Genomic DNA, 23,637 nt, shown 5'->3' on the forward strand with positions numbered 1-23,637 from the left:
GAGGAGGCGACGTTGGCGCGCGTGTTGATCGCTACCACACCGGCACAAGGACACGTCGTGAGCATGCTCGAGGTCGCATGCGAACTGGCCCGGCGCGGCCACGAGGTGCGGTGGTACACCGGCCGGGCCTTCCAGCGGCAGGTGGAACAGGCCGGGGCGCACTTCGAACCCATGCACCCCGAGGTCGACTTCGGCGGCAGGAGCCGCGAGGAGGCCTACCCCGACCACGCCGGGCTGACCGGACTCGCGAACTTCAAGACCGGTGTCCGTGACATCTTCTACCGGACCGCACCCCGCCAGATGGACGACCTCCTGGCGGTCCTCGAACGGTTCCCGGCCGACTGCGTCCTCGCCGACGACATGTGCTACGGCGCCTGTTTCGCCAGCGAACGCAGCGGCATCCCGCTGGCGTGGCTGGCCAATTCGGTCTACATCCTCGGCAGCAGGGACACCGCCCCACTCGGCCGGGGGCTGGGACCGAGCACGTCGCCGCTCGGCCGGATACGCAACGCGCTGCTCCGCCTCGTCTCGGACCAGGTGGCGATGCGGGACCTCCGCCGGGAGGCCGACCGGGTCCGTGCCTCCGTGAACCTGCCGAGGCTGAACACCTCCGCCATGGAGAACATCGCCCGCCCGCCGGCGCTCTATCTGCTGGGCACCGTCCCGTCCTTCGAGTTCCCCCGCAGCGACCTGCTCCGGGGCACCCATTTCGTGGGCCCGCTCCTCGGGCTGCCCCCGGAGGACTTCGACCCGCCCACCTGGTGGGATGACCTGCACGGCGGCCGGCCGGTGGTGCTGATCACCCAGGGCACCACCGCCAACGACGTCGAAGGGCTGCTCGTCCCGGCCGTACGTGCCCTGGCCGAACAGGACGTCCTCTTCGTGGTCACCACCGGGACCGACCTGGACGTCGACCGGCTCCGGCCGATTCCGGACAACGTACGGCTGGAGCGGTTCATCCCCTACCACCATCTGCTGCCACACGTGGACGTGATGGTGACCAACGGCGGCTACAACGGTGTCAACGCGGCCCTCGCCCAGGGCGTGCCCCTGGTCGTCGTACCGGGTTCGGAGGAGAAGCCCGACGTGGCCGCGCGGGTCGAGTGGGCCGGCGCCGGTGTCGTCCTCGAGCGGCCCGTGTCGAGGGCAGTCCTGCGCGACGCGGTGGCCACCGTGCTGAACGACGGCGGCCACCGGCGGCGGGCACGCGCACTGGCCCGGGAGCACCAGAGCTGCGACGCCCCGCGACGGGCCGCCGATCTCATCGAGTCCATGGCCGATTCCCAGGGCCAGATCCCCACCGGAGGAGGTATCACACGGTGAACACCACGAAGACCGACCTGAAGGAAGCCCCCGAGACCAGCATGCCCGTGGACCCGGGTCCCTTCGACTGCATGCCGGAACTGCTGGCCGCGGCGCGCGTGGCGCCGGTCGTCCGCATCCCCTACCTCGGCGAGCACGCCTGGGTCGTCTGCGACCCCGAGCTGGTGCGGACCGCGCTCGCCCACCCCAAGATGGCCAAGGACATCACCCTGGTCCCCGACTTCATGCGCCGACCCGGTCTGATGGTGGGATCGCAGCCGCCCCCGGAGTACGCCCGCGCCATGATCATGAGCGACGGCGCGGACCATGCCCGGATCCGGCGGGTGCACCAGCCGGTGCTGAGCCCGCGCAACACCGAGAGGTGGGGCGAACGGGTCGGCGTCAAGGTCGGCGGTTTCCTGACCGAGTTGGAGCAGTCGCGGGCCGGTGCGTCCGCCGAGGTCGATGTGGTCACGGACTACACCCACCGGGTCCCGCTGGCCTTCATCTCCGAGATGCTCGGCCTGCCCCTGGAGGCCGAGCGACGGCTGCGCAGCATCACCGACGTCATGCTCTACTCCTCCGACTACCCCGCACGCCGGGAGGCGGTCGGCGCGCTGTTCGGGGCGGTCGAGGGCTGGGTGAAGGACCCGGCCCCCCTGCGGGAGGGGGTGATCACGGGTTTCCTGGCCGCCGCGGACGGGCCGGACGCGGTCACCGAGGGCGAGGTCGTCGTCTGGACCGTGGGCATGATCATCACCGGCTACGAGACGACGGGGAGCCTGATCTCCGCCTCGCTGTACGAGGCGCTGCGCCGGCCACCGGAGGAGCGGCCGCAGTCCGAGGAGGACATCAAGGGCTGGATCGAGGAGGCTCTCCGGGTCCACCCGCCGTTCCCGCACCCGACATGGCGTTTCCCCACCGAGGACATCGAACTCGGCGGCTACCTGATCCCGAAGGGCGCCCCGGTACAGGTCAGTATCGCGGCGGCGAACCGAAAGCCGGGCGAGGGAGCCGACAGCTTCGAGGCCGCACGCGGCGGCCACGGCCACGTCAGCTTCGGCCTCGGCATGCACTACTGCATCGGCGCCTCGCTGGTCCGGCTGGAGGCACAGATCGCCGTGCGCGAGTTCCTGCGGCGCTTCCCGAGGGCGCGGCTGAGCAGCGAAACCGCCGTCGTGTGGGAGTCGGAGTGGATGATCCGCCGGCTGAGCGCCCTGCCCGCCGTACTGAACTGACGACGAGATGCCCGCCGGCGTTCCCTGCCTCTCGACGCCGGGAGGCGGAGGACGCCCGTACGGGCCGCCCGGAAACCCACCCGTGCCGACCGGCCCCGGAGGCGCGGGCGCCGAGCGCTCACCAGGACGGCTCGGGCACCCAGCCCTTCCATGGACAGTTGGGGAGATGATGGCTCCTACCCTTGCGGCCGACGCACCGACGGGGCGCCGATGAAGGCGCTCGTGCTCGCCGGCGGCTCCGGTTCCCGGCTGCGGCCGATCACCCACACGTCGGCGAAACAGCTCGTGCCCGTCGCCAACAAGCCAGTCCTGTTCTACGGCCTGGAGTCGATCGCCCTGGCGGGCGTCCGCGAGGTCGGCATCGTCGTCGGCGACACGGCCGCCGAGATCGAGTGCGCGGTCGGCGACGGCTCACGGTTCGGTCTGGACGTCACCTACCTCCCGCAGGAGGCGCCGCTGGGGCTCGCCCACGCCGTGGGGATCGCCCGGGACTACCTCGGCGACGACGACTTCGTGATGTACCTGGGCGACAACTTCATCGTCGGCGGCATCGGCGCACTCGTGGACCGCTTCCGGGTGAACCGTCCGGATGCCCAGATCCTGCTGACCCGGGTGTCGGACCCGCGTGCGTTCGGCGTGGTCGAACTCGACGGCAGCGGCCGGGTGATCGGTCTGGAGGAGAAGCCGGAGCACCCGAAGAGCGACCTCGCGCTGGTCGGCGTCTACATGTTCACCGCCCGCGTGCACGACGCGGTGTGCGGGCTCAAGCCGTCGTGGCGGGGCGAGTTGGAGATCACGGACGCGATCCAGGAGCTGATCGACTCGGGCTGCCGTGTGGAGTCGACGCTCGTCACCGGCTACTGGAAGGACACCGGCAACGTCGCCGACATGCTGGAGGTCAACCGTCTGGTCCTGGACGGCGTCGAGACCGACTGCTCCGGCGAGGTCGAGTCCAGCGAGCTGATCGGCCGGGTGGTGATCGAGAAGGGCGCGACCGTCACGGGATCGCGGATCGTCGGTCCCGCGGTCGTCGCGGCGGGTTCACGCATCCACAACTCCTACATCGGCCCGTTCACCTCCATCGACAGCGGCTGCTCGGTCGTCGACAGCGAGGTGGAGTACTCCATCGTGCTGCGCGGGGCGTCGATCACCGGGGTGCGGCGCGTGGAGCGCTCGCTGATCGGACGCGAGGTCGAGGTGACGTCGACGCCCCGCGTCCTGCGGGCCCACCGCCTCGTCCTCGGCGACCACAGCAAGGTGCAGGTGGCGTCATGAGAATCCTCGTGACCGGCGGCGCCGGCTTCATCGGCTCCCACTTCGTACGGTCCTTCGCCGACGAGGACGAGCTGACCGTCGTCGACAAGCTGACCTACGCCGGGAACCTGGCCAGCCTGGAGCCCGTCGAGGACCGTTTCACGTTCGTGCACGGCGACATCTGCGACGCGGCGCTCATGGCCGAGGTGGTGCCCGGCCACGACGCCGTCGTCAATTTCGCCGCCGAGTCGCACGTGGACCGTTCGATAGCCGGAGCCGAGGAGTTCGTCCGCAGCAACATCCTCGGGGTGCAGACCCTCATGCAGGCCTGCCTCGACGCGGGTACCCCGAGAATCGTCCACGTCTCCACCGACGAGGTGTACGGCAGCATCGACAGCGGTTCCTGGGACGAGACCGCCCCGCTCAGCCCCAACTCCCCTTACGCCGCCTCCAAGGCCGGCGGCGATCTGATCGCGCTCGCCTACGCCCGCACCCATGGGCTGCCGGTCAGTATCACCCGCTGCGGCAACAACTACGGGCCGTACCAGTACCCGGAGAAGGTGATCCCGCTCTTCGTCACCAACCTGCTCGACGGCCTGACCGTCCCGCTCTACGGCGACGGCGCCAACGTACGCGACTGGATCCACGTGGCCGACCACTGCCGAGCCGTTCGGCTGGTCGCCGACCGCGGGCAACCGGGTGAGGTCTACCACGTCGCCGGCACCGCCGAGTTGACCAATCTGGAGCTCACGGTCCGGCTGCTCGACGCACTGGGCGCCGACCGGCGACGCGTCGAGCGGGTCCCGGACCGGAAGGCCCACGACTTCCGCTACTCCTTGACCGACGCCAGGTTGCGGGCCCTCGGGCATGCCCCGCGCATCCCCTTCGACCAGGGCCTGGCCGAGACCGTCGAGTGGTACACGGCCAACCGCGAGTGGTGGGAGCCGCTGAGGAAGCGCAGGGCGCCCTGAGGGGCGAAGGCCCGACGGCGGCGCGGGGCTGTGCCGACAGGCGGCTCCGCCGCGGAAGTCCCTCCGGCTCGAGCGCGTTCGGGAGCGGAGGAAGCCGGTGCGCACGACGGCGCTGCCGCCGCCGGGCCGCACGAGGGAGCCGCCACACAGCCCCTGCGCACCGGATGCTGATCGCCGCCGCGTGGCGAAGCGCTACGCCCTCAGACGGATCAGTTCCGTACGGGACCGAATCCCGAGCTTGCGGTAGATCTGCCGCAGATGGAACCCCACCGTGTGCGGGGAGATGAACAGATGGCGGGCGGCCTGCTGGTTGGTGAGACCGCCGGCCACCAGTTCCGCCACCTTGCGCTCGGTCTTGGTGAGGCTCTCCCAGCCGGAGACGGGCCGCTTCGCGTGCGTCCAGTGCCGGCGTCGTACACCGAGCCGGCGCAGGCGGGCCCGGACCCGGGCGGCGTCCCGCTCGCCGCCGAGCGCGCCGTAGGCGCTCATGGCCCGGTCCAGTTCGCTGATCGCGTTCTCGTGGTCCCCGCGGTCGAGCAGGAGAGCGGCGTGGTCCTCGGCCGCGGCGGCCTGTGCCCACGGGTTGCGGTGCAGCCGGCCGGCGCGGGCCAGGGCGTCGGCGTCGCCCTCGGCGAGCGCGCGGGCGTGCATGGCGGTGGCCAGCACCGAGGGGAGGCGACGGTTGCGCGCCAGGAGGTGCTCCGTCGTGTCGATCACCATCCCGACGAGGTCCGGCCGGTCCGCGGCGAGCATGGAGCGCACGCACCAGGCAGCGGCGGCCGGGTCCTCCAGGACCGCTTCGCGGAGCGCACCGGCCCGTGCACCGATCTCCGCGAGCACGTCCGCCGCCAGGGGGTCGGCCTGGGCCTCGGCCAGCTGGGCGGTCAGCAGGAGACGCGCGGCCCACCAGGGGCTGGAGGCGTGCTGGGGGAAGTCCTTCTCCAAGTGCCTGATGTGGTCCTCGGCCTGGGTGAGCTTCCCCCGGCGCAGAGCGACGGAGGCCAGGACCAGCCATGCCTGGGGTGCGAGCATCGGGACGTGGGAGCCGTCGGTACCCACACCGGTCCTGGCCTCCCCCTCGGCTTCGTCCAGCCGGCCCTGGGCGAGATGCAGTTGGGCGCGGAGCACGGCCGGGACGGCGGCGGTCAGCGCTCCGGTCTCCGGTACGGATGTCGCGGCGGAACTCTGGATGACGGCCGCCGCCTGCTCGTACTCGTCGGTCCTGGTGAGGGCGAAGGCGAGGAACCAGCGCGGATCGAGGATCTGCCCCTCCTCGCCCGTGCGGTCGAGCGCGACCGCCTCACGCAGGGTGCTCACCGCCTCTCCCACCTCGCCGTCGCGCCACTGCCCGAAGGCCTGGAAGGTCATCGCACCGACCAGCACGGCCCGTGTGTGGCGGTCGGGGGCGTCGAGGATCTTCCGTGCACGGTCCACCGCGGTACCGTCGCCGGTCAGATAGGAAGCGGCGAGGTGGGCGATCATGGCTTCCCGGTGCTGGCCGCCGCCGTGTCGCGCCGCCAGCGCGTCGCCCGCGGCACGCCGCGCCGACTGCACGTTTCCCAGCAGCAGCAGCGCGGTCGACATCGAGGCCTGCAGCGCGGCCACGTCCTCTGCGAGCTCCGCCGGTAACGGGGGAGCCAGTGGCGCCGTGTCGTCGATCGCGGCCTTGGCCAGGGTGATCGCCCGCTCCAGGTGGCCCGCCCTGGTGCACGCCTCGACCGCGGTGCGCGCCAGACGTACGCGTTCGGCCTGCCCGGGGGGCAGCAGTTCCATGCAGCGGGTCGCCAGCGACGCCGCGGTGGACGGATCGGCGATGAGCAGCTTCCGTGCCCCTTCGGAGATGACGCGGATTTCCTCCGTGTTGCCGGGTTGGGCGATGTGGACCAGTTGGAGGGCGGCGCGTTCCACGCCGTCGGAACGCGGCAGCATCATCTTCGCCGCCTGTCGGCGCAACAGGGCGCACACCGGTGGCGGTACGGAGTCGAGCAGGACACGCCAGATCGGCTCGGTCCGGAAGGCGAGGTCGTGTTCGCCGCAGACCAGGAGCCCCCGGTCGACCGCTTCGTCCACCGCCGCGAGCAGGCCGACGGGTGCTTCGCCGAGCAGGGCCGACAGATCCTCCGGCGCGAACGGTGATCCGAGCACCGCGGCCAGCCTGAGCGCCTTCAGGGTGGGCTCGGAGAGTGACCTGAGATTCTGCTGGATGAGCATGGAGAAGCGTTTCGGCACCGGCGCGGGCACACCGCCGCCGAGGAGGGCTCCGCCGATCCGGCCGAACTGTGGCCGGGAGGTGCCGTCGACCACGCACAGGTCGTCGTCCGCGAGCCCGCGCACGAGCTCGATCACGCAACGGGGCGTGTCGTTGACGCTCTCCGCCAGGGCGAGGAGCGCCGGGCCGGGGGCGGCCCCGGTGCAGTCGGCGACCAGATGCGCCAGCGCCTCGCCCTCGATCGGCCCCAACTCCCGGACCGGTTCGACCGGAAGCATGGCCCGGAGCCTGCCGAGACAGCCCTTCAGCGGCTCGGACGGCACGTCGCCCCGGTCCGTCGTGAAGGCGAGCACCCAGAGGATCGGGAGCCCCCTGAGGGCCACCATGAGGTCGCACAACGTTGTCAGAGCGGGAGGGCTCGCCAGGTGCAGATCGTCGAGCACGACGGCGGTGCGGGCGCCACCGGCATGGCGAAGCCGTGTCCGTGCCGCCTCGATCGCGGCGTCGGAGCCGGCCGGGCTCCCGCCCACGACCACGAAGCCGTCGGCGTCGGCGAGCCTGCCGGCTTCCGCGAGGAGGCGGGTCTTCCCCGCGCCGGGTGCCGCCGCCACCAGGAGGACCGTGCTGCGCCCGCTGCGCGCCACCCGGCGCAGCTGCGCGCTGGTCTGGGCCAGCTGCTTTTCCCGACCGCGCACTTCTGCTCGGGAAATGGGATCCCTCGTGGGAACCGGGCCAGAAATCGCTTTCTCGCTTCTCTCCATTACCGACCACGAAGAGGCGTGCATTTCCCCCCTCATCGACCAACTTCGATCACGCAATTTCACATCCGATCATAAGGCCGCCCGGCAGGCAAGACCACCCATGGCGTCTCTTTACCGCGACGACGCCGTCAGGAAATCGCCCGGAAACCGCCCGGAAAACCAGTCGGTGAAAATGGACAGCGAGCCGGCGGGCGCCGACCCACGAGCCATCCTGCAGGGTCATCACCCCATGCGCGCAAGGGATTCGCCCCTCGGCGCGCCGCGTGGGACCTGATCATTGCGGTGACCGTCTTGTTCGCAAAGCCGTTCACTCCCCCATGGAGTCCTACCGAAGACGCCTCGCAGTGACGACCGTTTTCCCGCCACTCATGGCCAATTTTTGTGCGCCACCCGACTGCGCACCTTCGTCGAACGACACGAGGAATTGGCTCAATTCCGCTCGGTCATCGAAGGCCCGGCGGACTCCTTCGCGGTGCTCTTCCTCACCGCACCCGTTGGCATCGGCAAATCGACGCTGCTGCGGTGCTTCGCGGACGGGGCACGGCCGCGACACGAGCCGGCCGTGGGGACGACGCCCCAGCCGTACGTGGCCGGCAGCGGTCGCCGACCGGTCATGGCCTGCGCAGGGAGTGCCCCGGCAGTGTGCCGGGAACGCCCTCGCACGCGCCCCGGAGCACTGACCGCGACCCGGCCGGACGACCCGAGGGCCTCGCGGCCCGGGTCCTCTGCATCATCGCCGCCGGCGCGTCGGCACCCCTGCTGATTCCCGTCGGCGGTGACGCCTACGCCCAAGGGCTGTCCCGCAGTCCCTGGGGACAGCCCTTACCCGGACATCGCCGAGCAGGCGGCGCGAGCGGAACTCGCCGAGGCCCCTGCGCCTCACCCGGGCCGCGCCCCCAGGCCGACGCGTCACGCCGTGGAGGGTGCGGCCGCCGTGTGTTCCGGGCCGCCGCGCGCGGCGCCGTCATGGCTCTCCGCGCCCTCGGGCCGTCTCAGTCGTGTCCCGGCGGCCTCCCTCCTGCGTGCCGCCGCTCGAATCGCGCCCGCGCGGCGTGGTGGGCTTCGTGGAGAAGCCGTACGACCGTGCTCCGCGTGCGCTCTCCGGGATTGACGACCGACACCCAGCCGTGCGCACCGTAGACCGGGTGCGGCATCACCTGGTCGGCTGCCGCGTGGTCGCGTTCCCGGCCGAGACGGCGCGGGTCCTCCCCGGTCAGTTCACGAAAGGTCGCCCGGTCGACGTGGATGTTCACCCGCCATCGGTGCGGTGGGTCGAGATCGGAGGCGGAGTCGTCGGGCTGGTCCTTGGTGACCACGGTCGCGTACGGCTGCTGGTTCCGAGGCATCCGCCCGTCAGGTGCGTAGTAGAAGAAGGCGTCCCCCCACGCAGGCTCGGGAAAGTCGCTCCCCGGCTCCGGGACGAGGACGAAGGCGCCGTGGAAGCCCCGAACGACGGTGATGATCTGCTGGATACTCATGCTTCGAGCATCACCTTCAAGTGCTTGTGTGGGGTTGGCGATGGACGAGCAGCCGAGCGGCCGGCACCAGGGGCCGCTGCGCACCGTGGACGTCGCGAGAGAGTCCGGCTACTCGCTGCAGCAAGTACGCGACCTGGAGCGGCTGGGGGTCATCCCCCCGGCTGCCCGGTCGGCCAACGGCTACCGCTCCTACACACAGGTCCATGTGCGAGCCCTTCGCGCGTACCGAGGGCTCGCGGCCGCCGTCGGGCCCGTCGAGGCACGCCGGATGCTGCCGGGGCTGTGGACCGCGACCGTCACTGAGGCGGCGGCGGCGGTCGGCGCACTGCACGTGCGGCTCGCGCGGGAACGGGAGGAGGCCCTGCGGGCCCAGGAAGCGCTCGATGCGGTACGGGCCGAGACCGGCACCGCGGGAGTCGAGCGGGACGGCGACGCCATGACGATCACCGAGCTCGCCGGAGCACTCGGCCTACGCCCCTCGACCCTGCGGTTCTGGGAACAGGAAGGGCTGCTCGCGCCCGAGCGGGTGACGTCGCTGCGAGCACGTCGGTACGGTCTTCCTGACATCGGGGCGGCCCGGATCGTCGCGGCCCTCCGTAGCGCCGGCTACGGCGTTCCCGCTGTGCGCGAGTTGCTCGGCACCCTGCACCGGCCCGCCGGTCTGGAGGAGACCCAACGCGTTGTGCGGACACGTCTCGACGGGATCGCCGCGCGGACCGTGGCGCTGCTCAGAGCGGGCTCGGACGTGGCGGCCGTCGTCACGACCGGGCGGGAACCGCCGCCGGACTCGGGACGCGCCGGCGTTGTGTGACCCAGGTGCCGGACCGGGGCGTGCATGCCGGCAGCGCGCCGGCAGCCGCTCCGGGCGGTCACCCCTGACAGGGCGCCGGCGGCGGGCCGGTCCGTGAAAGGCCCGCAGTCGGGCCCGAGGCCTCGCCCGCGGCGGTGCCGCCGGAGCCTGTCGATCGAGTACCCCGTCACGGGCGCGCAGGGGCGGTCACGGGTCCGCCGTACGTCTCGATGACGACCTCGACGCGTGCCCGTAGCACTTGAGTATGACCCGGCCCCCCTATCCAGGCCGATATCGCGGCTTCCGCGGAACCTCCGCTCTCCGTCGACATCTTGATCACCGAGTCGACCGGAGAAGAGAGACAGTTGATGGACAGTCAGGTGAGTGGGACGCAGCGGGCGAGGGCTTCCGCCCCGGAGTACCAAGGAGCTCTTGGGTCGTTGTCGGTCAACGCCTCCCTTCCGGAGGTGCTCGCCCGGGGCACCGAGGAACTGCGGGCAGCGGAGCGGGCCGGTGACCGGCAGGAGGTGGCGCGCTGCGGGCTGGCAGTCGCGGAGGCGAACCGGAGGCTGGGGCGGATCGAGGAGGCCGACCGGGCGTGGAAGGCGAGTTACCGGGCGGCTCGTTCGGCCGGCCACGAGGGCGCGATGGCGTGGGCCCTGTGGAGTGGGGGCACGCTGGCCCGCCAGCGGGGTTCGTTCGCTCTCGCGTACCGGCTGCTGCGGCTGGCGGCCGAGATGGGCGAGCGGGGCGACGATGTCGTCGTACGGGGCTACTCGCTGGCGGGACTCGCCGAAACGGGGCGCATTCAGGGCGACTACGAGGCTGTGGGCCGGCTGCACGAGCAGTTGCTGGCCGAGGCCCGCCGTCGCGGTGAGGCCAGGCACACGGTGTGGGCGCTTGAGGGGATCGCGCAGATGCACCGCAACACCGGCGCCTACGACGCGGCGCTGGCGCTGTTCGAGGAGGCGGCGGACACGGCACTGCGTGCGGAGGACCGGCGCGGGTGGGCGTGGGCTCTGCGCGGCATCGCGGATGTGGTCTCCGTGCGCGACGGTGATGTGGAACGTGCACTGTCGCTGCTCTCGCAGGCGGAGGAGGCCTGCCGGGAGATGCGGTTGTCGAGCGCGCTCGCCTACAACCACAAGATGCGGGGCAACGTGCTGTACCGGGCCGGCCGGTATGCCGAGGCGCGTGAGCTGTACGAGCGGGCGCTCGCGGAGTTCCGCGAGATCGAGGAGCCGCGGGGGACGGCACTGTCGCGGCTGGGGCTGGTCAAGGCGCGCGCCCGGCTCGGCCGGGACGCGGTTCGGAGCGCCGCCGAACTGGCTGAACTGCGCTCGGCCCTGGACCGCATCGGGCTGCGGCACGCCCGGGAGATGGTCGAGAAGGCGGCGGCCGAGCTGGGTGTGGGGCCGCTGCCGGACGGCCACGCGGCCACCGGGGGCGGGGAGCCGGTGCTGCCCGCCGGTGGTGCGGAGGCGCTGCGGACTGCGGACGTCGAAGGACTGCGGACTGCGGACGCGGAGGAGCTGCGGTGAGTTCCTCCCTTTCGCCGGTGTACTCCCCTTCCGGACCGTCGGACATCGCTGCGGCAGGTGTGCCGCACGGCCGAGGCACCGCGGTGGGCGGTGTTCTGCGGCGATGCCGGGAACTGGTGCGGCCCGCGCTGGTGGAGACGGTCGGTCGGCTGCATCCGTGGACCGCTGAGATGGCGGCGTACGCGCTGGGCTGGAGCGATGCGGCGGGGACACCGGATCCGGACGGCTCCGAGGGCAAGGGGGTGCGGCAGGCTCTCGCCGTACTCGGGGCCGAGGCGGTCGGGGCGGACGGTGGTGTGGCCGTCGCGGGGGCGGTCGCCGTGGAGCTGGTGCACACGTTCTCCCTTCTGCACGATGACATCATGGACGGTGACGCACTTCGGCGGCGGCGCCCGGCGGTGTGGAAGGCCTACGGGACGGGTCCGGCCGTCCTCGCCGGGGACGCGCTCCACGCCCTCGCCGTGCAGTGCCTGGCCGGGGCGCCGGGTCCCTGGACGGGGGAGGCGGTCCGGCGGCTGTGCGGGACGCTCAACGCGCTGGTACGCGGCCAGGCGGAGGACCTGCGTTTCGAGCAGCAGCCGTGGAGCGGACCCGGTGCGGTGGGGATGGACCAGTACCGGTCGATGGCGGAGCACAAGACGGGGGCCCTGCTGGGCTGCGCGGTCGCGCTCGGCGCGGTGCTGGGCGGCGGGTCCGCCGCGACGGTGGCGGAGCTGGAGCGGGCCGGGCGGCATCTGGGTGTGGCCTTCCAGGCGGTGGACGACCTGCTGGGCATCTGGGGTGAGCCCGCGGTGACGGGGAAGCCCGTCCACGGCGACCTGCGGCAGCGCAAGAAGACCTTCCCGGTTCTCGCCGCGCTCGCCGGGGAGGGGCCGGCCGCAAGGGAGCTGGCGGCGCTGCTGGAGTCCCCCGAGCCGCCGGACCGCGCCACGGCGGCGCGTGCCGCCGTGCTCGTGGAGGAGGCGGGCGGACGGGCCGCGACTCTCGGCGAGGCCCGCCGGCATCTGGACGCCGCGCGCCTGGGGCTGCGGGGGCCGGCACTGGCGCCGGATGCGGCGGGGGAACTGGACGCGCTGTTCGTCTCCTTGCTGGACCGCAGCCGGTGAATCGGGCGGTCGCGGGGGTGCCGACTGGCGCGACCGCGCAGCCGCCCGCGGGCGCGGGACATGTTCGGGAACGGGCACGCGGACTGGGGCGGCCTGTCGCCGGACGCGCGGCGGAGACGGCGAGGTCACCGCCGGGCTCGGCGCGCACCTTCGTGCCGGTCGGCGCGGTCCCGTTCCCGGCGTCGTACGGGGTCGCGCTGCGGGCCGGGGACGGCCTCCCGGGACGGGGACGGGGCGCGGGTGCCCGTCAGACGTGTGCCAGCAGCCGGTCGAGGGGTGCGGGTACGCGTTCGGGGTCGAGGGCCGCGACCAGAACGCGGCCGTAGTGGATCTTGCGTCCCTTCTTCGTACCGAGGAAGCGCCGCAGCTGCTGCTGTGCGGTGCGGCCCCGCTGTGCGGGCTGGCTCAGGAAGGTCCGCAGGGCGCGCAGGTCGCCCTCGGCCCGGACGAGTTCCTCCACCCGCGTCTCTCCCAGCGCGCGGATGAGTTCGTCCTCCAGGTCCGCCGTGCACACGAAGAACCCCTGTCCCGCTTCGCCGGCCCGCTCCCAGCCGCGCGCGTAGTGGCGACGCTCCCTCTCGTCGCACAGCCCGGCGAGGCGCAGCCGCAGACCGGGGGGCCCGAGGAGGGAGGCGAAGCGACCGACGTTCATCGCGCCGCCCATCGAAAGGACGCAGACCCCCTCGGCCGCAAGGTTTCGGCCGCGGCCGGCGGCGAGCGCGCCGACCGCAGCGACGTCGCTCGGCCCTTCGAGCAGGACGACTGCCCGGACGCGCAGCCGCGCGGCCAGGTCCCGCGCGGGGCCGCCGGGGCCGCCTGCCGCCCACGCCGTGACCGCTTCCCGGAACGCCCCCATGTCAGTCATGGGAAGAGTCTCCGCCGGTTCCGGCCGCCGCGGTAGCGAATTACCGCGGGCGCGTTGTCGGCGGTGAGCGGTCGAGGCCGGGGTCCCCCATCGGCCCTCCGGATTCCGGAACGGGGCGCCGGACCGTCCGCCCGGGAGGTTCTCGCGGTGCCGTGACGGGGTCGGCCCCGTCGTCCGGCACGTCCGGGCGAACGCTGCACGGCCGTCCGGCGGATGAACGGCGCAGACCCCTGCGGGCCCTTGGTCCATGGCTGTTGCGCCGCAGGCGCGGGCCCGCACGGCGTCTCCTCATCACGCCCGGACGGAAGCCGGGTCGCCGCCGACGGAAGGGAGCAGCACGGTGCGGTGTCACCGCCGGCGAGCGAGATCGGGAAGTGCGCCGCGCTCCGTCCGGCGCCACGCCTCGTGCCGGGGCAGTGCCCGCCGCTTCAGCGGCCGGCGCGCGGCGGGCTCGCCGAGTCGGGCCGCCGCCGTCCGCCAGGCGGCTGTCACCACGCCGTGCGCCTCCGCCGTACGGGCGGACCGGTCACCGCTGAGGCGCACCGGTGTCCCGACGTGGACGTGGAGGGCCGGGCGGCGCAGTGGAGCGGTGGCCAGCCCCGCGATCTGTTTGGCGGCGCTCCCCGAGGTGATCCGGCGGGCACCTGCCTGGCCCACGGGTACGACGGGCGCACCGGTGCGCCCGGCGAGGCGCGCCAGGCCGCTGCGGAAGGCGACGGGCGGGGCTTCGGCGGCGTCCGTACGGGGCGGGAGCCCGCCCTCGCCGTAGACGAGGACCAGCCGCCCCTCGGCCAGGGCCGCTGCGGCGAGGTCGAGGCATCGGGCGGCGCGCCGGTCGTTGCGGTGCACGGGGATGTGGCCTCCGCCGGCGAGCGCACGGCCCAGCAGGGGGATGCGCCAGAGCCCCGCGGTCGCCATGACGACGGGCTCGACGCCGAGGTGGTGCAGCGCGGCGAGGACGACGGCCGGGTCGGCGAGCGAGGTGTGGTTGGCGGCGACGATGCTGCCCGGTGCGAGGACGGTACCGGCGTCCGTGGTCACGGTGAGCCGTCCGACGGCCGGCACCAGGACCTTGGCGAGGCTGCTGAGCATGCGGGCTCCCGGTCTCGGCGATGGTGGTCCCCATCGTCGGGCCCGGGACGCCGACGGGCATGAGCACACGTACTCACCGTCACCGGTGCGGGATACCCAGACCAGCGGTGCCGGCACGCGCGCCGGCCCCCGGGGCGCGGTCGTCGAGCGGAACACCCGGCACACGGGCACGGTGCGCGGACCACAGCCCCCCACCACCGTGGGGCGGCGCCCGCGTCGGCCGACGCGGGCGGGACGGGTACCGAGATCGGGACTCGTGCGCCACCACGAGGATTCCGGAACGATCGAGACGGAGCGCACTTCGCCGGTCAGCGGCGCAGGGCCGCGTCGAGCTGGTGGTAGAGCGTGTCCAGGCGGCTGCGGCCCGGGCTGCGCGCCGGCATCCGCCGCAGGAGCGCCCGGACTTCCTCCGGGGCGTGCTCGATCGCCCACCGGAGCTCCTCGTCACCGACCCCGGGGTCGTCGCCCGACGCGAGCTCACGGGCCCGTGCCTGATGGACCGCAGGTCCGAGTGCGTGCTTCGACTGGTGAGGGGTGGCCAGGGGGTGGATGTAGGGGGTCGCCGCCGCGTAGCACGCGGCGCGGGCGGCGGTTGCGGCAGCCGGGTCGTCGACTGCGCGTGCGGCCGCGTGGGCTGCCCAGGCGACGGAGCGCAGCCGCCCGGTCCGCTTCCCATCGCGCACGAAGGCCCGGATGCCCTCGATCGCCTCGCGAGGTCGGGTGTCGCCGGGAGCCCGAGCCTCGAACAGCGGGAGCGCCCGCTCGACGCAGTCGGCTGCCCAGCGGCCGAGAAGCCGCCTGTCTTCGTCACTGATGGCCACTTCATCCATCCGCACATTGTGCCCCGTTCGGGCGTTGTCCGTCTTGCCGGGCTCCATCGGTGACGGTGCCGGCCGCCTCGTCCGGACCCGGGAACCGCGAAGCCCAACCCGCCCCCCGAAGCGGCCCGTTCACCGCAGTGCGGCGCCGGGACGCTCGGGTGACGTTGCCTCAGTTTCGATGTGCGGGGTTGCGCGGGGCGTGGGTGGGGTGCGGGTGGGAGGGTGCGGGTCCGGGACCGGTGCAGCAGGTGCTTCCCTGCCGTCCGGTCAGGGTGTCGGCGTCGGCCTTGACGACGTAGACCTCCCACGGCTCCCGGCCGGGGCCGTGGACCCAGACCTTGTCCTGGAGGGCGTAGCAGCAGGTGGTGTCTTTCTCCTCTTCGGTGGACAGCCCCGCTTCGGCGAGGCGGCCCGTGGCGGCGTGGACGGCGTCGGTGCTGTCCACCTCGACGCCGAGGTGGTCCATGCGGGTCGCCTCCTCCGGGCTCCCCTCGATGAGGACGAGCTTGAGCGGGGGATCGGTGATGGCGAAGTTGGCGTAGCCGTCGCGGAGTTTGGCGGGCTCGGTGGCGAAGAGCCTGGTGTAGAACGCGACCGATGCGGCGAGGTCGGGGACACGGAGGGCAAGCTGTAGACGGGACATGATGGAGCCTCCTGGTTGAGAGGGTGGTCAGCAGCCGCCGGAGGCGGCCGGGGCGCCGGCACCGATCCGAAGAGTGCCGGGCGAGGCGCAGCAGCCGCCGCCGGCCTGGGCGGTTTCGGGCTCGTCGAACAGGCCGGCTCCGCCGCAGACGCCGGTCTCGGGGAGGGCGAGTTCGACGCGGGCGGCGGCCTCGTGGTCACCGGCCAGGGCGGCGGCGATGGAGCGGACCTGCTCGTAGCCGGTCATGGCGAGGAACGTCGGGGCGCGGCCGTAGGACTTCATGCCGACGAGGTAGACGTCCTCCTCCGGGTGCGACAGCTCTCCGACACCGTGGGGGTGGACGGTTCCGCAGGAGTGGACGTTCGGGTCGATCAGCGGTGCCAACGCCACCGGGGCCTGGAGGCGCTCGTCGAGGCCGAGACGCAGCTCGGTCAGGAACGTCAGGTCGGGGCGGAAGCCCGTGAGGACGACGACCTCGTCCACCGGGTCCAGTCGGCGGCCGTCCTCGGCGACGAGCACCAGTTGTTCGCCGTTCTTCTCGATCGCATCGGTCCGGAAGCCGGTGACGGCATCGGCGCAGCCCTCGTCCACGGCGGCCTTCGCCGCCAGGCCGAGCGCACCGCGGGCGGGGAGCTCGTCGGCCGCGCCGCCGCCGAAGGTGGAGCCGGAGATGCCGCGCCGCAGGATCCACACCGCGTGCGTGCCCGGGGCGTCCACGGCGAGGTCCGCGAGCTGGGCGAGGGCGGTGAAGGCCGAGGCGCCGGAGCCGATGACGGCGGTGCGTCTGCCCGCGTACCGGGCGCGTACTGCGTCATCGCGCAGGTCGGGCACACGGTAGGAGATGCGGTCGGCGACTGCCCGTTCGCCGAGGGCCGGCAGGCCGTCGCCGCCGAGGGGCCCGGGAGTCGACCAGGTGCCGGAGGCGTCGATGACGGCGCGGGCGGTGACCCGCTCCTCGGTGCCGTCGGCGTGGACGAGGTGGACGGCAAAGGGCTGCCGCCCGCGGTCGGCGTCCACGACGCGGTCGCGACCGACGCGCGAGACACCGGTGACGCGGGCACCGAACCGGACCCTGTCCCCGAGGGCATCGGCCAGGGGCTGGAGGTAGCGCTGCGCCCAGTCGCCGCCGGTCGGGTAGCCGGTGCCGTCCGGCTTCACCCAGCCCGTGGGTGCCAGGAGCTTCTCGGCGGCCGGATCCACGACCTCGGCCCAGGTGGAGAACAGCCGCACGTGGCTCCACTCCCGCACCGCGCTGCCCGCACCGGCTCCGGCTTCCAGAACCAGGGGCTCCAGACCTCGTCCGACGAGGTGGGCAGCGGCGGCCAGACCGATCGGGCCGGCCCCGATCACCACGACGGGCAGGGTGGCGGTGGGTGCGTTCACGATGACTCCCCATTCTGTTTCGACATCCGTCGATGGCTTGTTTCCGCCAGCATGGCAGCTACTTAGACGTGAGTCAATATAGACAGATGTCGATGTCACTCGGACCCGGACGCCGCTCACGATCCACGCCCCGCACGCGAGGGATCGGAGCGGCACGACAGCCCCGTCACACACGCCCGAGCAGACCGGACCGCGCGAGTGGGGAGCGGGGTGACGCAAGGACGCGATCACCACCCGGGAACGGGGCCGACAAGGCGGGCCACACCTGCCACTGGGCTATTGATTCGACGCATGTCAACATAGACGTATGTCGAACGTGAAGACGCTGCCGCTGGTCGAGCCCACCGACGAGGGCGTCGTGCCGTGCTGCCCCCCTCTGACCGAGCGGCCGATGACGGCCGAGGAGGCAGAGACGGCCGCGCGCATGTTCAAGGCGCTCGGCGATCCGGTCAGGCTGCGGCTGTTCTCCTCGGTCGCCTCGCACGACGGCGGCGAGGCGTGCGTGTGCGACATCTCCGACGTCGGCGTGTCCCAGCCGACGGTGTCCCACCACCTGAAGAAGCTCAAGGAGGCCGGGCTGCTGACCTCGGAGCGGCGCGGTACGTGGGTCTACTACCGCGTGGAGCCGTCGGTCCTTGCGGCCATGGGCAAACTCCTCACGACGGCCACGGCCGCGGCCCCGGCCGTGTGACCGCCGGGCGGGACCCGGGGCCGCCGACCGGCCGAGGGCGCCCCTCGGGCGCTCCGGCCGAACGCGGAGACGCCGCGGAGAACCACCCGCCGCGAGACCGCCGGGCGGCGACGGAGCCCCCCTTGCCCGGTGCGGGCCCTCGCCGGAGCCGGCGCGTCGTTCCCGTCTCGAACCGGCGGCCGCGACGGCGGCCACCGCACGGCATCGGGCCCGACTCCGGCGGACACGCCGCCTTCCTCGCCGACGCACTCCACATGGCGGCCTGCGCGGCGGTGTGCCACGCCGTTTCGGCGAGGGGGACGGGAACGGCCGACTCGGCGGCGGGGTGGGCAGCGGAGCAGCCGGCGGCGGGGCCGGACGGGCACGACCGGGACCTCCGCGCCGGCCGGGATCATGCGGCGGGCTGCGCCTGGGCTGTGCGGCCGGGCACGAAGATGAGCGCGACCAGGGCGAGGCCCACGACGGCACCGGCGAGTTGGGCGCCGACGAACCCGGGGACGGAGGCGGGGGCGATGCCGGCGAAGGTGTCGGTGAACGCCCGTCCGACGGTCACCGCCGGGTTGGCGAAGGACGTCGAGGAGGTGAACCAGTAGGCGGCGCCGATGTAGGACGCGACCGCGGCCGGGGCGAAGCGGAGCCGGTCGGTGCGTGCCAGGCCGAAGATGAGCAGGATCAGTCCGGCCGTCGCCACGACCTCGCCGAGCAGCAGGTTGCCGGCGGACCGGTCGTGTGTGGACCACTTCACCAGCGGCTCGCCGAACATGGCGTCGGCGAGGACGGCCCCCGCGATCGCACCCGTGACCTGGGCCGGTATGTAGACCGCGGCCTCGCGGGCGGTGACGCCCCCGCCGCCTCGACGGGCGGTCCACCACTCGGCGAGCGTCACGGCGGGGTTGAAGTGGGCCCCGGAGACCGGGCCGAGCAGGACGATCAGCACGCCGAGCCCGAAGACCGTGGCGAGCGAGTTGGCCAGGAGCTGGAGGCCGACGTCCCGGCTGAGTTCGGTGGCCTGGATACCGGAGCCGACGACGACGGCCACCAGGGCGGCGGTGCCCACCAGTTCGGCGACCGCCCGGGCGAGGAGGGAGGTGCGGGGCGGCGTGGCACCCGGCGCGGGCTGCGGGTCCGCGGCCGGAGCCATGGCGGAACCGGCCGGGCGGGCGGAGGCGGCCTCGGTGGCGCTCAACGGAACTCCTTGATGCGTGCAGTCGCGGATGCGCGGTGATTCAGGGGCAGGAACGCTTGGTGTTCGCCTCGGCCGTGGCGTGCGCGGCCCTGGCCAGATCGGCGAACTGACCGGCCAGCGAGTCGAGGACGTCGGGCTTCAGCCGGTAGTAGGTGAAGCGCCCGCACGGCTCGGTCTCGACGACGCCTGCCTCGCGCAGCACCTTCAGGTGGTTGGAGAGGTTCGTCTGCCTCGCGCCGGTCTCCTCGACGAGATGGGTGGTGCAGAGCGTCTCCTGGGCGAGGAGGGTCACGATCCGGAGCCTGAGCGGGTCGGCCAGAACCCGAATCAGGTCAGCGTCGACTGACGTCATCATGGGCTGATACTGTCACATCAGTGGCCGCTGACGCCACCAGGTGCCGAATGCACTCGTGCCTGATGCCCCCGCGTGACGTGGCAAGGACCGCGACACGGCAAGACACCGTACGCGAGACAAGAGAGAGACCCGCGATGGCCGAGAAGCCCTCCGTCCTGTTCGTCTGCGTCCACAACGCCGGCCGCTCCCAGATGGCCGCCGGGTGGCTGTCCCACCTCGCCGGCGACCGTATCGAGGTCCGCTCCGCCGGATCCGCTCCCGCCGACCAGGTCAACCCGGCCGCGGTCGAGGTCATGCGCGAGGTCGGCATCGACATCTCCGCCGAGACGCCGAAGATCCTGACCGTGGACGCGGTCAGGGAGTCCGACGTCTGCATCACCATGGGCTGCGGCGACACCTGCCCCGTCTTCCCCGGCAAGCGCTACCTGGACTGGACGCTGGAGGACCCAGCGGGCCAGGGGGTGGGGGCCGTACGCCCGATCCGCGACGAGATCAGGAAGCTCGTCGAGGGACTGATCGAGGAACTCGCACCCGGGAAGACCAGGTGAGCGGAGCCTGGCGCCGTCGCGGCGGGCTCCCGGTACGGTCGACGGCCTCGCCCCGTCCCGGGATGCCGAGTCGGAGTCAGGCGGCGGAACCCCTTCCCGGCGCGCTCACCCCACGCCGCGCGAAGAGCGCGCCGCAGATCTCCCCGGCGCGGACCGCGGTGGCCGACAGCAGGGACGACGTGAGACCGCGGGTGTGTCTGTGCTCAGTGCCGCCCTGGAGGCAGACGGCCGCCGTCACATAGGGCGCGGTCTCCACCCGGTGGTCGCGGTCGACCCGGAGAGCGTCCCCCTCGTCCCCGAGGCAGGGTTTGCCGACCTCCCCGAGGTCGTCCCCGAGGCCCCGCGGCCGGTATCCGGTGAGGTGGACGAGCAGGATGAGGCAAGCCGTACCTCTCAGTGGCTGAGGAGGGCTCACATGCGGATCGTCACGATCGGCTACCGGACCTGGGGACACCGGACGCTGCAGGCACTGCGGGAGTCCGAGCACGAGGTCCCCCTGGTCGTCACGCATCCGAAGAACGACCACGCCTACGAGAGGATCCGGAGCGGCTCGGTGGCCGACCTCGCCGAGAAGCACGGCGTACCGCAGTCCGCGCAAGCGCTCAAGAGCCCGTCACGCCGAGGCCTCGGGTCCTCCTTATCCACGCCATAGCCTGGATCGGCGCATACTCGGTACCGAGGGGTGGGGGAACCATTCGCCTGGAGTGTGAGCGATGCCAGGGACCCGTTCTCATTCACGCTATGCGGCCGACCGGGGACTGACCACCCGCATGGTGACGACCATGTTCCTGATCGGACTGCTGTACGTCGTCTTCGTGGGCGTGCTGCTCGCCGTCCTGCGCGACTCCTGGCCCCTCGTCCTGTTGATCGCGGGCGGCCTGTTCATCGCGCAGTTCTGGTTCAGCGACCGGATCGCCGCGTACAGCATGGGCGCCCGCGAGGTCACCCCCGAGCAGGCGCCCGAGCTGCACGGGGCCGTGGACCGCGTCTGCGCCCTGGCCGACATGCCGAAGCCGCGGGTGGCGGTCGCCGACAGTGACATGCCGAACGCGTTCGCCACCGGGCGCAGCGAGAAGACGGCGCTCGTCTGCGCCACCACCGGCCTCCTCCGCCGCCTGGAGCCGGAGGAACTGGAAGGAGTGATCGCGCACGAGCTGTCGCACGTCGCCCACCGCGATGTCGCGGTGATGACCGTGGCCTCCTTCCTCGGCGTACTCGCGGGGATGATGGCCCGGGTCTGGCTCTACAGCGGGCTCGGCCGCAGCAGCCGCGACAGCAACACGGCCATAGCGGTTCTGGTGATACCCCTGGTGAGCGCCGTGGTCTACGTGATCAGCTTCCTGCTGACCCGGCTGCTGTCGCGCTACCGGGAGCTGTCCGCCGACCGTGCCGCCGCACTCCTCACCGGCCGCCCGTCGGCACTCGCCTCGGCACTCACCAAGGTGACCGGCCAGATGGCGAGGATCCCGACGCAGGACCTGCGCAAGGCGGAGCCGTTCAACGCCTTCTGGTTCGCCCCGGCGTTCTCCTCCAAGGAGAGCCTGGGCCGGCTGCTCTCCTCCCACCCGACGCTGGAGCAGCGCCTCGACCAGCTCAGCAGGATCTCCCTGCGGCTCGGCCGCCCGTGACGGGCCCGGCACCCTCCGGCCCGCACCCGGGGGAAGGGCCCGCGCCCGAGGAAGGGGACACTTTTCCATGGGACTCCTCGACGCCATCCTCGGCCGCACCAAGCCGGTGCGGCCCGACCTCGACCGGCTCTTCGGCCTGCCCGCCGCGGCGATCACCCTCCAGGCGGGAGCCGGCTTCTCCCCGACCGGGGCCGGCTCGGTGTGCTTCGCCGGTGTCGAGGGCGCAGCCTTCGCAAGGATCCAGAACGACGTGCGCGAACTGCTCGACGCCGACACCGGCCGGGGCGGCACGCCCGTGGAGTTCACCCGGGACACGTACGGCTACACGTGGCTCCTGGCCCGCCACCCGGCCGACGACACGGCCTCGCTGGTGAACGACCTGCATGCCGTCAACATCCTCCTCCAGGACGCCGGGTTCGGCCCGCAACTGCTCTGCTCACTGGTGGGGTTCCGCGACACCACCGCGGACCGGGACCTCGCCCTGGTGTACCTCTACAAGCGGGGCACCTTCTATCCCTTCGCCCCTCTTCCCGGAGGCGCCGAGAAGCGCGACAACGCCCTGGAACTCCAGGTCCGGGCCCTGCTCGCGGACGACCTGCCCGTCGAGGACGATCTGAGCCGGTGGTTCCCCCTCTGGGGCGCGCCCGGAATCGCCGCGCAGGCGGAGGACGGCGGAAACGGATGACGGGCGTCCGTGCGCAGTGCGATCGCCGGCGGCGTCCGCGGCGGGGAGGCCGCACGGGCGACGGCTCCCGGCGAAGGTTCCACCGGCACGGGCGATGGCCCCAAGATGACGGCCCCTGTTGCCGGCGTACCAGATCGCCCGGTCCGTATGCGGCCACGCATGGGACGGAATCCCGTCGTCCAGCAGGGCCGTGAGCCGCGGCTCGTCCAGCGACGCGGCGGAGAACCCGTAGAGCACGGTCAGCCGTGAAGCGATCAGACCGTAGTCGAGCGTACGGGCGAGGGCGTGTTCGTCGAGGACGGTCTCCTCGACGGGCGTCGTCACCAGGTACTCGGGGCGGGAAGGACCGGCCGAGGTCAGGGAACATCAGGACGTTGCGGTGGCGCGGGTCGGCCATGAGGCCCCAGCGGAGCGAGCCGGCCGAGCGCGAGGCGCGGCTCCGGCCGAGCAGGTGCTGAACTGGTCGGGCCTGCCCGTGGTGCACATCCGCCCCACGTCCTTCCTGGACAACCCGCTCCACCCCTCCGGCCCGGACGACCCAGGAGAGCGGCACGATCGTGCTGCCCTTCGGCGCGGGACGCACCTCACCGGTCGCCGTGGCCGACGTCGCCCGGGTCGTCCCCACGGTGCTCCGCGGCCCCGCCCCGCACATCGGGCACGCGTACGAACTGACCGGGCCGCGGACGGTCGACATGCACGAGATGGCCGAGGAGTTCTCCAGGGCACTGGCCGTTCGGTGGCCTACGTGGACATCCCCCTGGACCGGTGGCGGGCCGAGGTGCTCGCCGGGGTGGGGCTTCCGCCGCACACCGAGCAGCACATCGTCACGACGGCCCGGCTGCACCGGGAGAACCGCCACGACCGCGCCTCCGACGACGTGGAACGTGTGACCGGCGTCGCCGCCCGCCCGGTCGAGGCGTTCGTGGCCGCCCGCAAGGACTTCTACCTGGGCTGATCCGCTCCGGCCGGCTGTCCGGTCGCCGCCCGGGCAACGGTGGCGGCCCGTGCCCCGGCCGACGGCGATCACGCTCGAGGTGTTCGTTCCGGGCGCCGAGACGCCACCTCGCGCCGGCACACCGCCACGATACGG

At 72.7% G+C, this 23,637-nt stretch carries 21 protein-coding genes and 2 pseudogenes; 13 read left to right on the top strand and 10 right to left on the bottom strand.

Features of this window, described 5'->3' with window-relative positions:
• The first annotated feature begins 63 nt into the window (after positions 1-63).
• The 4 genes from QMZ92_RS10060 (at position 64) to rfbB (ending at position 4,765) form a co-directional block, all read left to right on the top strand.
• Entirely contained in the window at positions 64-1,323 is a 1,260-nt protein-coding gene (locus QMZ92_RS10060) for a glycosyltransferase (protein ID WP_349307716.1), read from the top strand.
• Positions 1,320-2,540, top strand: a complete 1,221-nt coding sequence (locus QMZ92_RS10065) for a cytochrome P450 (protein ID WP_283296901.1) — start codon at positions 1,320-1,322, stop codon at positions 2,538-2,540. Before QMZ92_RS10060 ends, QMZ92_RS10065 begins: the two co-directional genes overlap by 4 nt.
• A 210-nt stretch (positions 2,541-2,750) precedes the next feature.
• Complete coding sequence (locus QMZ92_RS10070) at positions 2,751-3,815, top strand: glucose-1-phosphate thymidylyltransferase (protein WP_283296902.1); 1,065 nt, start codon at positions 2,751-2,753, stop codon at positions 3,813-3,815.
• The gene (gene rfbB / locus QMZ92_RS10075; RefSeq protein WP_283296903.1) at positions 3,812-4,765 is read left to right on the top strand and encodes a dTDP-glucose 4,6-dehydratase; all 954 of its coding nucleotides are present in this window, start codon (positions 3,812-3,814) and stop codon (positions 4,763-4,765) included. Before QMZ92_RS10070 ends, rfbB begins: the two co-directional genes overlap by 4 nt.
• A 192-nt stretch (positions 4,766-4,957) precedes the next feature.
• On the opposite strand, the gene QMZ92_RS10080 is transcribed toward rfbB, so the two are convergent.
• Positions 4,958-7,669, bottom strand: coding sequence for a helix-turn-helix transcriptional regulator (locus QMZ92_RS10080; RefSeq protein WP_283296904.1), 2,712 nt, complete (start codon positions 7,667-7,669; stop codon positions 4,958-4,960).
• A gap of 1,058 nt (positions 7,670-8,727) precedes the next feature.
• Entirely contained in the window at positions 8,728-9,213 is a 486-nt protein-coding gene (locus QMZ92_RS10085) for a DUF6194 family protein (RefSeq protein WP_283296905.1), read from the bottom strand.
• A gap of 40 nt (positions 9,214-9,253) precedes the next feature.
• On the opposite strand from QMZ92_RS10085, the gene QMZ92_RS10090 reads away from it, so the two are divergent.
• The 3 genes from QMZ92_RS10090 to QMZ92_RS10100 all read left to right on the top strand — a co-directional run bounded on the left by QMZ92_RS10090 (position 9,254) and on the right by QMZ92_RS10100 (position 12,650).
• Positions 9,254-10,024, top strand: coding sequence for a MerR family transcriptional regulator (locus QMZ92_RS10090; protein ID WP_283296906.1), 771 nt, complete (start codon positions 9,254-9,256; stop codon positions 10,022-10,024).
• Positions 10,025-10,371: 347 nt separating this feature from the next.
• Entirely contained in the window at positions 10,372-11,544 is a 1,173-nt protein-coding gene (locus tag QMZ92_RS10095; RefSeq protein ID WP_283296907.1) for a tetratricopeptide repeat protein, read from the top strand.
• A 44-nt stretch (positions 11,545-11,588) separates the two neighbouring features.
• Positions 11,589-12,650: a polyprenyl synthetase family protein gene (locus QMZ92_RS10100; protein ID WP_502962029.1), complete on the top strand. Its 1,062-nt coding sequence runs from the start codon at positions 11,589-11,591 to the stop codon at positions 12,648-12,650.
• A 247-nt stretch (positions 12,651-12,897) separates the two neighbouring features.
• Here QMZ92_RS10100 and QMZ92_RS10105 read toward each other — a convergent pair whose 3' ends face one another.
• The 5 genes from QMZ92_RS10105 to QMZ92_RS10125 all read right to left on the bottom strand — a co-directional run bounded on the left by QMZ92_RS10105 (position 12,898) and on the right by QMZ92_RS10125 (position 17,454).
• On the bottom strand, positions 12,898-13,515 hold the full coding sequence (locus tag QMZ92_RS10105) for a TOPRIM nucleotidyl transferase/hydrolase domain-containing protein (protein ID WP_283296908.1): 618 nt from the start codon (positions 13,513-13,515) through the stop codon (positions 12,898-12,900).
• A gap of 348 nt (positions 13,516-13,863) precedes the next feature.
• A complete protein-coding gene (locus QMZ92_RS10110; RefSeq protein WP_283296909.1) occupies positions 13,864-14,607 on the bottom strand; it encodes a lysophospholipid acyltransferase family protein in 744 nt (247 codons plus the stop codon).
• Positions 14,608-14,915: 308 nt separating this feature from the next.
• A complete protein-coding gene (locus QMZ92_RS10115) occupies positions 14,916-15,437 on the bottom strand; it encodes a putative immunity protein (RefSeq protein WP_283296910.1) in 522 nt (173 codons plus the stop codon).
• 160 nt (positions 15,438-15,597) lie between these two features.
• Positions 15,598-16,071, bottom strand: coding sequence for an ArsI/CadI family heavy metal resistance metalloenzyme (locus QMZ92_RS10120; RefSeq protein WP_283296911.1), 474 nt, complete (start codon positions 16,069-16,071; stop codon positions 15,598-15,600).
• Between the two features lie 27 nt (positions 16,072-16,098).
• Complete coding sequence (locus QMZ92_RS10125; RefSeq protein WP_283296912.1) at positions 16,099-17,454, bottom strand: NAD(P)-binding domain-containing protein; 1,356 nt, start codon at positions 17,452-17,454, stop codon at positions 16,099-16,101.
• A gap of 307 nt (positions 17,455-17,761) precedes the next feature.
• Here QMZ92_RS10125 and QMZ92_RS10130 point away from each other — a divergent pair, with 307 nt between their 5' ends.
• On the top strand, positions 17,762-18,145 hold the full coding sequence (locus QMZ92_RS10130) for an ArsR/SmtB family transcription factor (protein ID WP_283296913.1): 384 nt from the start codon (positions 17,762-17,764) through the stop codon (positions 18,143-18,145).
• A gap of 391 nt (positions 18,146-18,536) precedes the next feature.
• Here QMZ92_RS10130 and QMZ92_RS10135 read toward each other — a convergent pair whose 3' ends face one another.
• Positions 18,537-19,331: an aquaporin gene (locus tag QMZ92_RS10135; RefSeq protein ID WP_283296914.1), complete on the bottom strand. Its 795-nt coding sequence runs from the start codon at positions 19,329-19,331 to the stop codon at positions 18,537-18,539.
• Between the two features lie 40 nt (positions 19,332-19,371).
• Positions 19,372-19,686, bottom strand: a complete 315-nt coding sequence (locus QMZ92_RS10140) for an ArsR/SmtB family transcription factor (protein WP_138057011.1) — start codon at positions 19,684-19,686, stop codon at positions 19,372-19,374.
• A gap of 134 nt (positions 19,687-19,820) precedes the next feature.
• Here QMZ92_RS10140 and QMZ92_RS10145 point away from each other — a divergent pair, with 134 nt between their 5' ends.
• Entirely contained in the window at positions 19,821-20,234 is a 414-nt protein-coding gene (locus tag QMZ92_RS10145) for an arsenate reductase ArsC (RefSeq protein ID WP_283296915.1), read from the top strand.
• A 76-nt stretch (positions 20,235-20,310) separates the two neighbouring features.
• Here the strand turns inward: QMZ92_RS10145 and QMZ92_RS10150 are convergent.
• Positions 20,311-20,607, bottom strand: a pseudogene (locus tag QMZ92_RS10150) (L-lysine 6-monooxygenase); the annotation flags it as partial.
• Between the two features lie 42 nt (positions 20,608-20,649).
• Between QMZ92_RS10150 and QMZ92_RS10155 the strand changes: the two are divergent.
• From QMZ92_RS10155 to QMZ92_RS10170, 4 genes and pseudogenes are all read left to right on the top strand, one after another.
• Positions 20,650-20,820: pseudogene (locus tag QMZ92_RS10155) on the top strand (methionyl-tRNA formyltransferase); the annotation flags it as partial.
• A gap of 127 nt (positions 20,821-20,947) precedes the next feature.
• Positions 20,948-21,862 (top strand): zinc metalloprotease HtpX, encoded by a 915-nt coding sequence (gene htpX, locus QMZ92_RS10160; protein ID WP_283296916.1) that lies wholly within the window; start codon positions 20,948-20,950, stop codon positions 21,860-21,862.
• Between the two features lie 67 nt (positions 21,863-21,929).
• Positions 21,930-22,547: a PspA-associated protein PspAB gene (gene pspAB / locus QMZ92_RS10165; protein WP_283296917.1), complete on the top strand. Its 618-nt coding sequence runs from the start codon at positions 21,930-21,932 to the stop codon at positions 22,545-22,547.
• A gap of 745 nt (positions 22,548-23,292) precedes the next feature.
• The gene (locus QMZ92_RS10170; RefSeq protein WP_283296918.1) at positions 23,293-23,502 is read left to right on the top strand and encodes a hypothetical protein; all 210 of its coding nucleotides are present in this window, start codon (positions 23,293-23,295) and stop codon (positions 23,500-23,502) included.
• The last annotated feature ends 135 nt before the right edge of the window (positions 23,503-23,637 follow it).

Origin of the sequence: Streptomyces sp. HNM0645 (assembly GCF_030056615.1) — a bacterium.
In the GTDB taxonomy this organism is placed as follows: domain Bacteria; phylum Actinomycetota; class Actinomycetes; order Streptomycetales; family Streptomycetaceae; genus Streptomyces; species Streptomyces marianii.

Excerpts from the sequence above, each read along its gene's own strand:
- QMZ92_RS10110 (WP_283296909.1), bottom strand. The coding sequence starts at position 14,607 with ATGCTCAGCAGCCTCGCCAAGGTCCTGGTGCCGGCCGTCGGACGGCTC.
- QMZ92_RS10095 (WP_283296907.1), top strand. The coding sequence starts at position 10,372 with ATGGACAGTCAGGTGAGTGGGACGCAGCGGGCGAGGGCTTCCGCCCCG.
- QMZ92_RS10115 (WP_283296910.1), bottom strand. The coding sequence starts at position 15,437 with ATGGATGAAGTGGCCATCAGTGACGAAGACAGGCGGCTTCTCGGCCGC.
- htpX (WP_283296916.1), top strand. The coding sequence starts at position 20,948 with ATGCCAGGGACCCGTTCTCATTCACGCTATGCGGCCGACCGGGGACTG.
- QMZ92_RS10085 (WP_283296905.1), bottom strand. The coding sequence starts at position 9,213 with ATGAGTATCCAGCAGATCATCACCGTCGTTCGGGGCTTCCACGGCGCC.
- pspAB (WP_283296917.1), top strand. The coding sequence starts at position 21,930 with ATGGGACTCCTCGACGCCATCCTCGGCCGCACCAAGCCGGTGCGGCCC.
- QMZ92_RS10140 (WP_138057011.1), bottom strand. The coding sequence starts at position 19,686 with ATGATGACGTCAGTCGACGCTGACCTGATTCGGGTTCTGGCCGACCCG.
- rfbB (WP_283296903.1), top strand. The coding sequence starts at position 3,812 with ATGAGAATCCTCGTGACCGGCGGCGCCGGCTTCATCGGCTCCCACTTC.
- QMZ92_RS10145 (WP_283296915.1), top strand. The coding sequence starts at position 19,821 with ATGGCCGAGAAGCCCTCCGTCCTGTTCGTCTGCGTCCACAACGCCGGC.
- QMZ92_RS10130 (WP_283296913.1), top strand. The coding sequence starts at position 17,762 with ATGTCGAACGTGAAGACGCTGCCGCTGGTCGAGCCCACCGACGAGGGC.
- QMZ92_RS10120 (WP_283296911.1), bottom strand. The coding sequence starts at position 16,071 with ATGTCCCGTCTACAGCTTGCCCTCCGTGTCCCCGACCTCGCCGCATCG.
- QMZ92_RS10060 (WP_349307716.1), top strand. The coding sequence starts at position 64 with ATGCTCGAGGTCGCATGCGAACTGGCCCGGCGCGGCCACGAGGTGCGG.
- QMZ92_RS10105 (WP_283296908.1), bottom strand. The coding sequence starts at position 13,515 with ATGACTGACATGGGGGCGTTCCGGGAAGCGGTCACGGCGTGGGCGGCA.
- QMZ92_RS10070 (WP_283296902.1), top strand. The coding sequence starts at position 2,751 with ATGAAGGCGCTCGTGCTCGCCGGCGGCTCCGGTTCCCGGCTGCGGCCG.
- QMZ92_RS10090 (WP_283296906.1), top strand. The coding sequence starts at position 9,254 with ATGGACGAGCAGCCGAGCGGCCGGCACCAGGGGCCGCTGCGCACCGTG.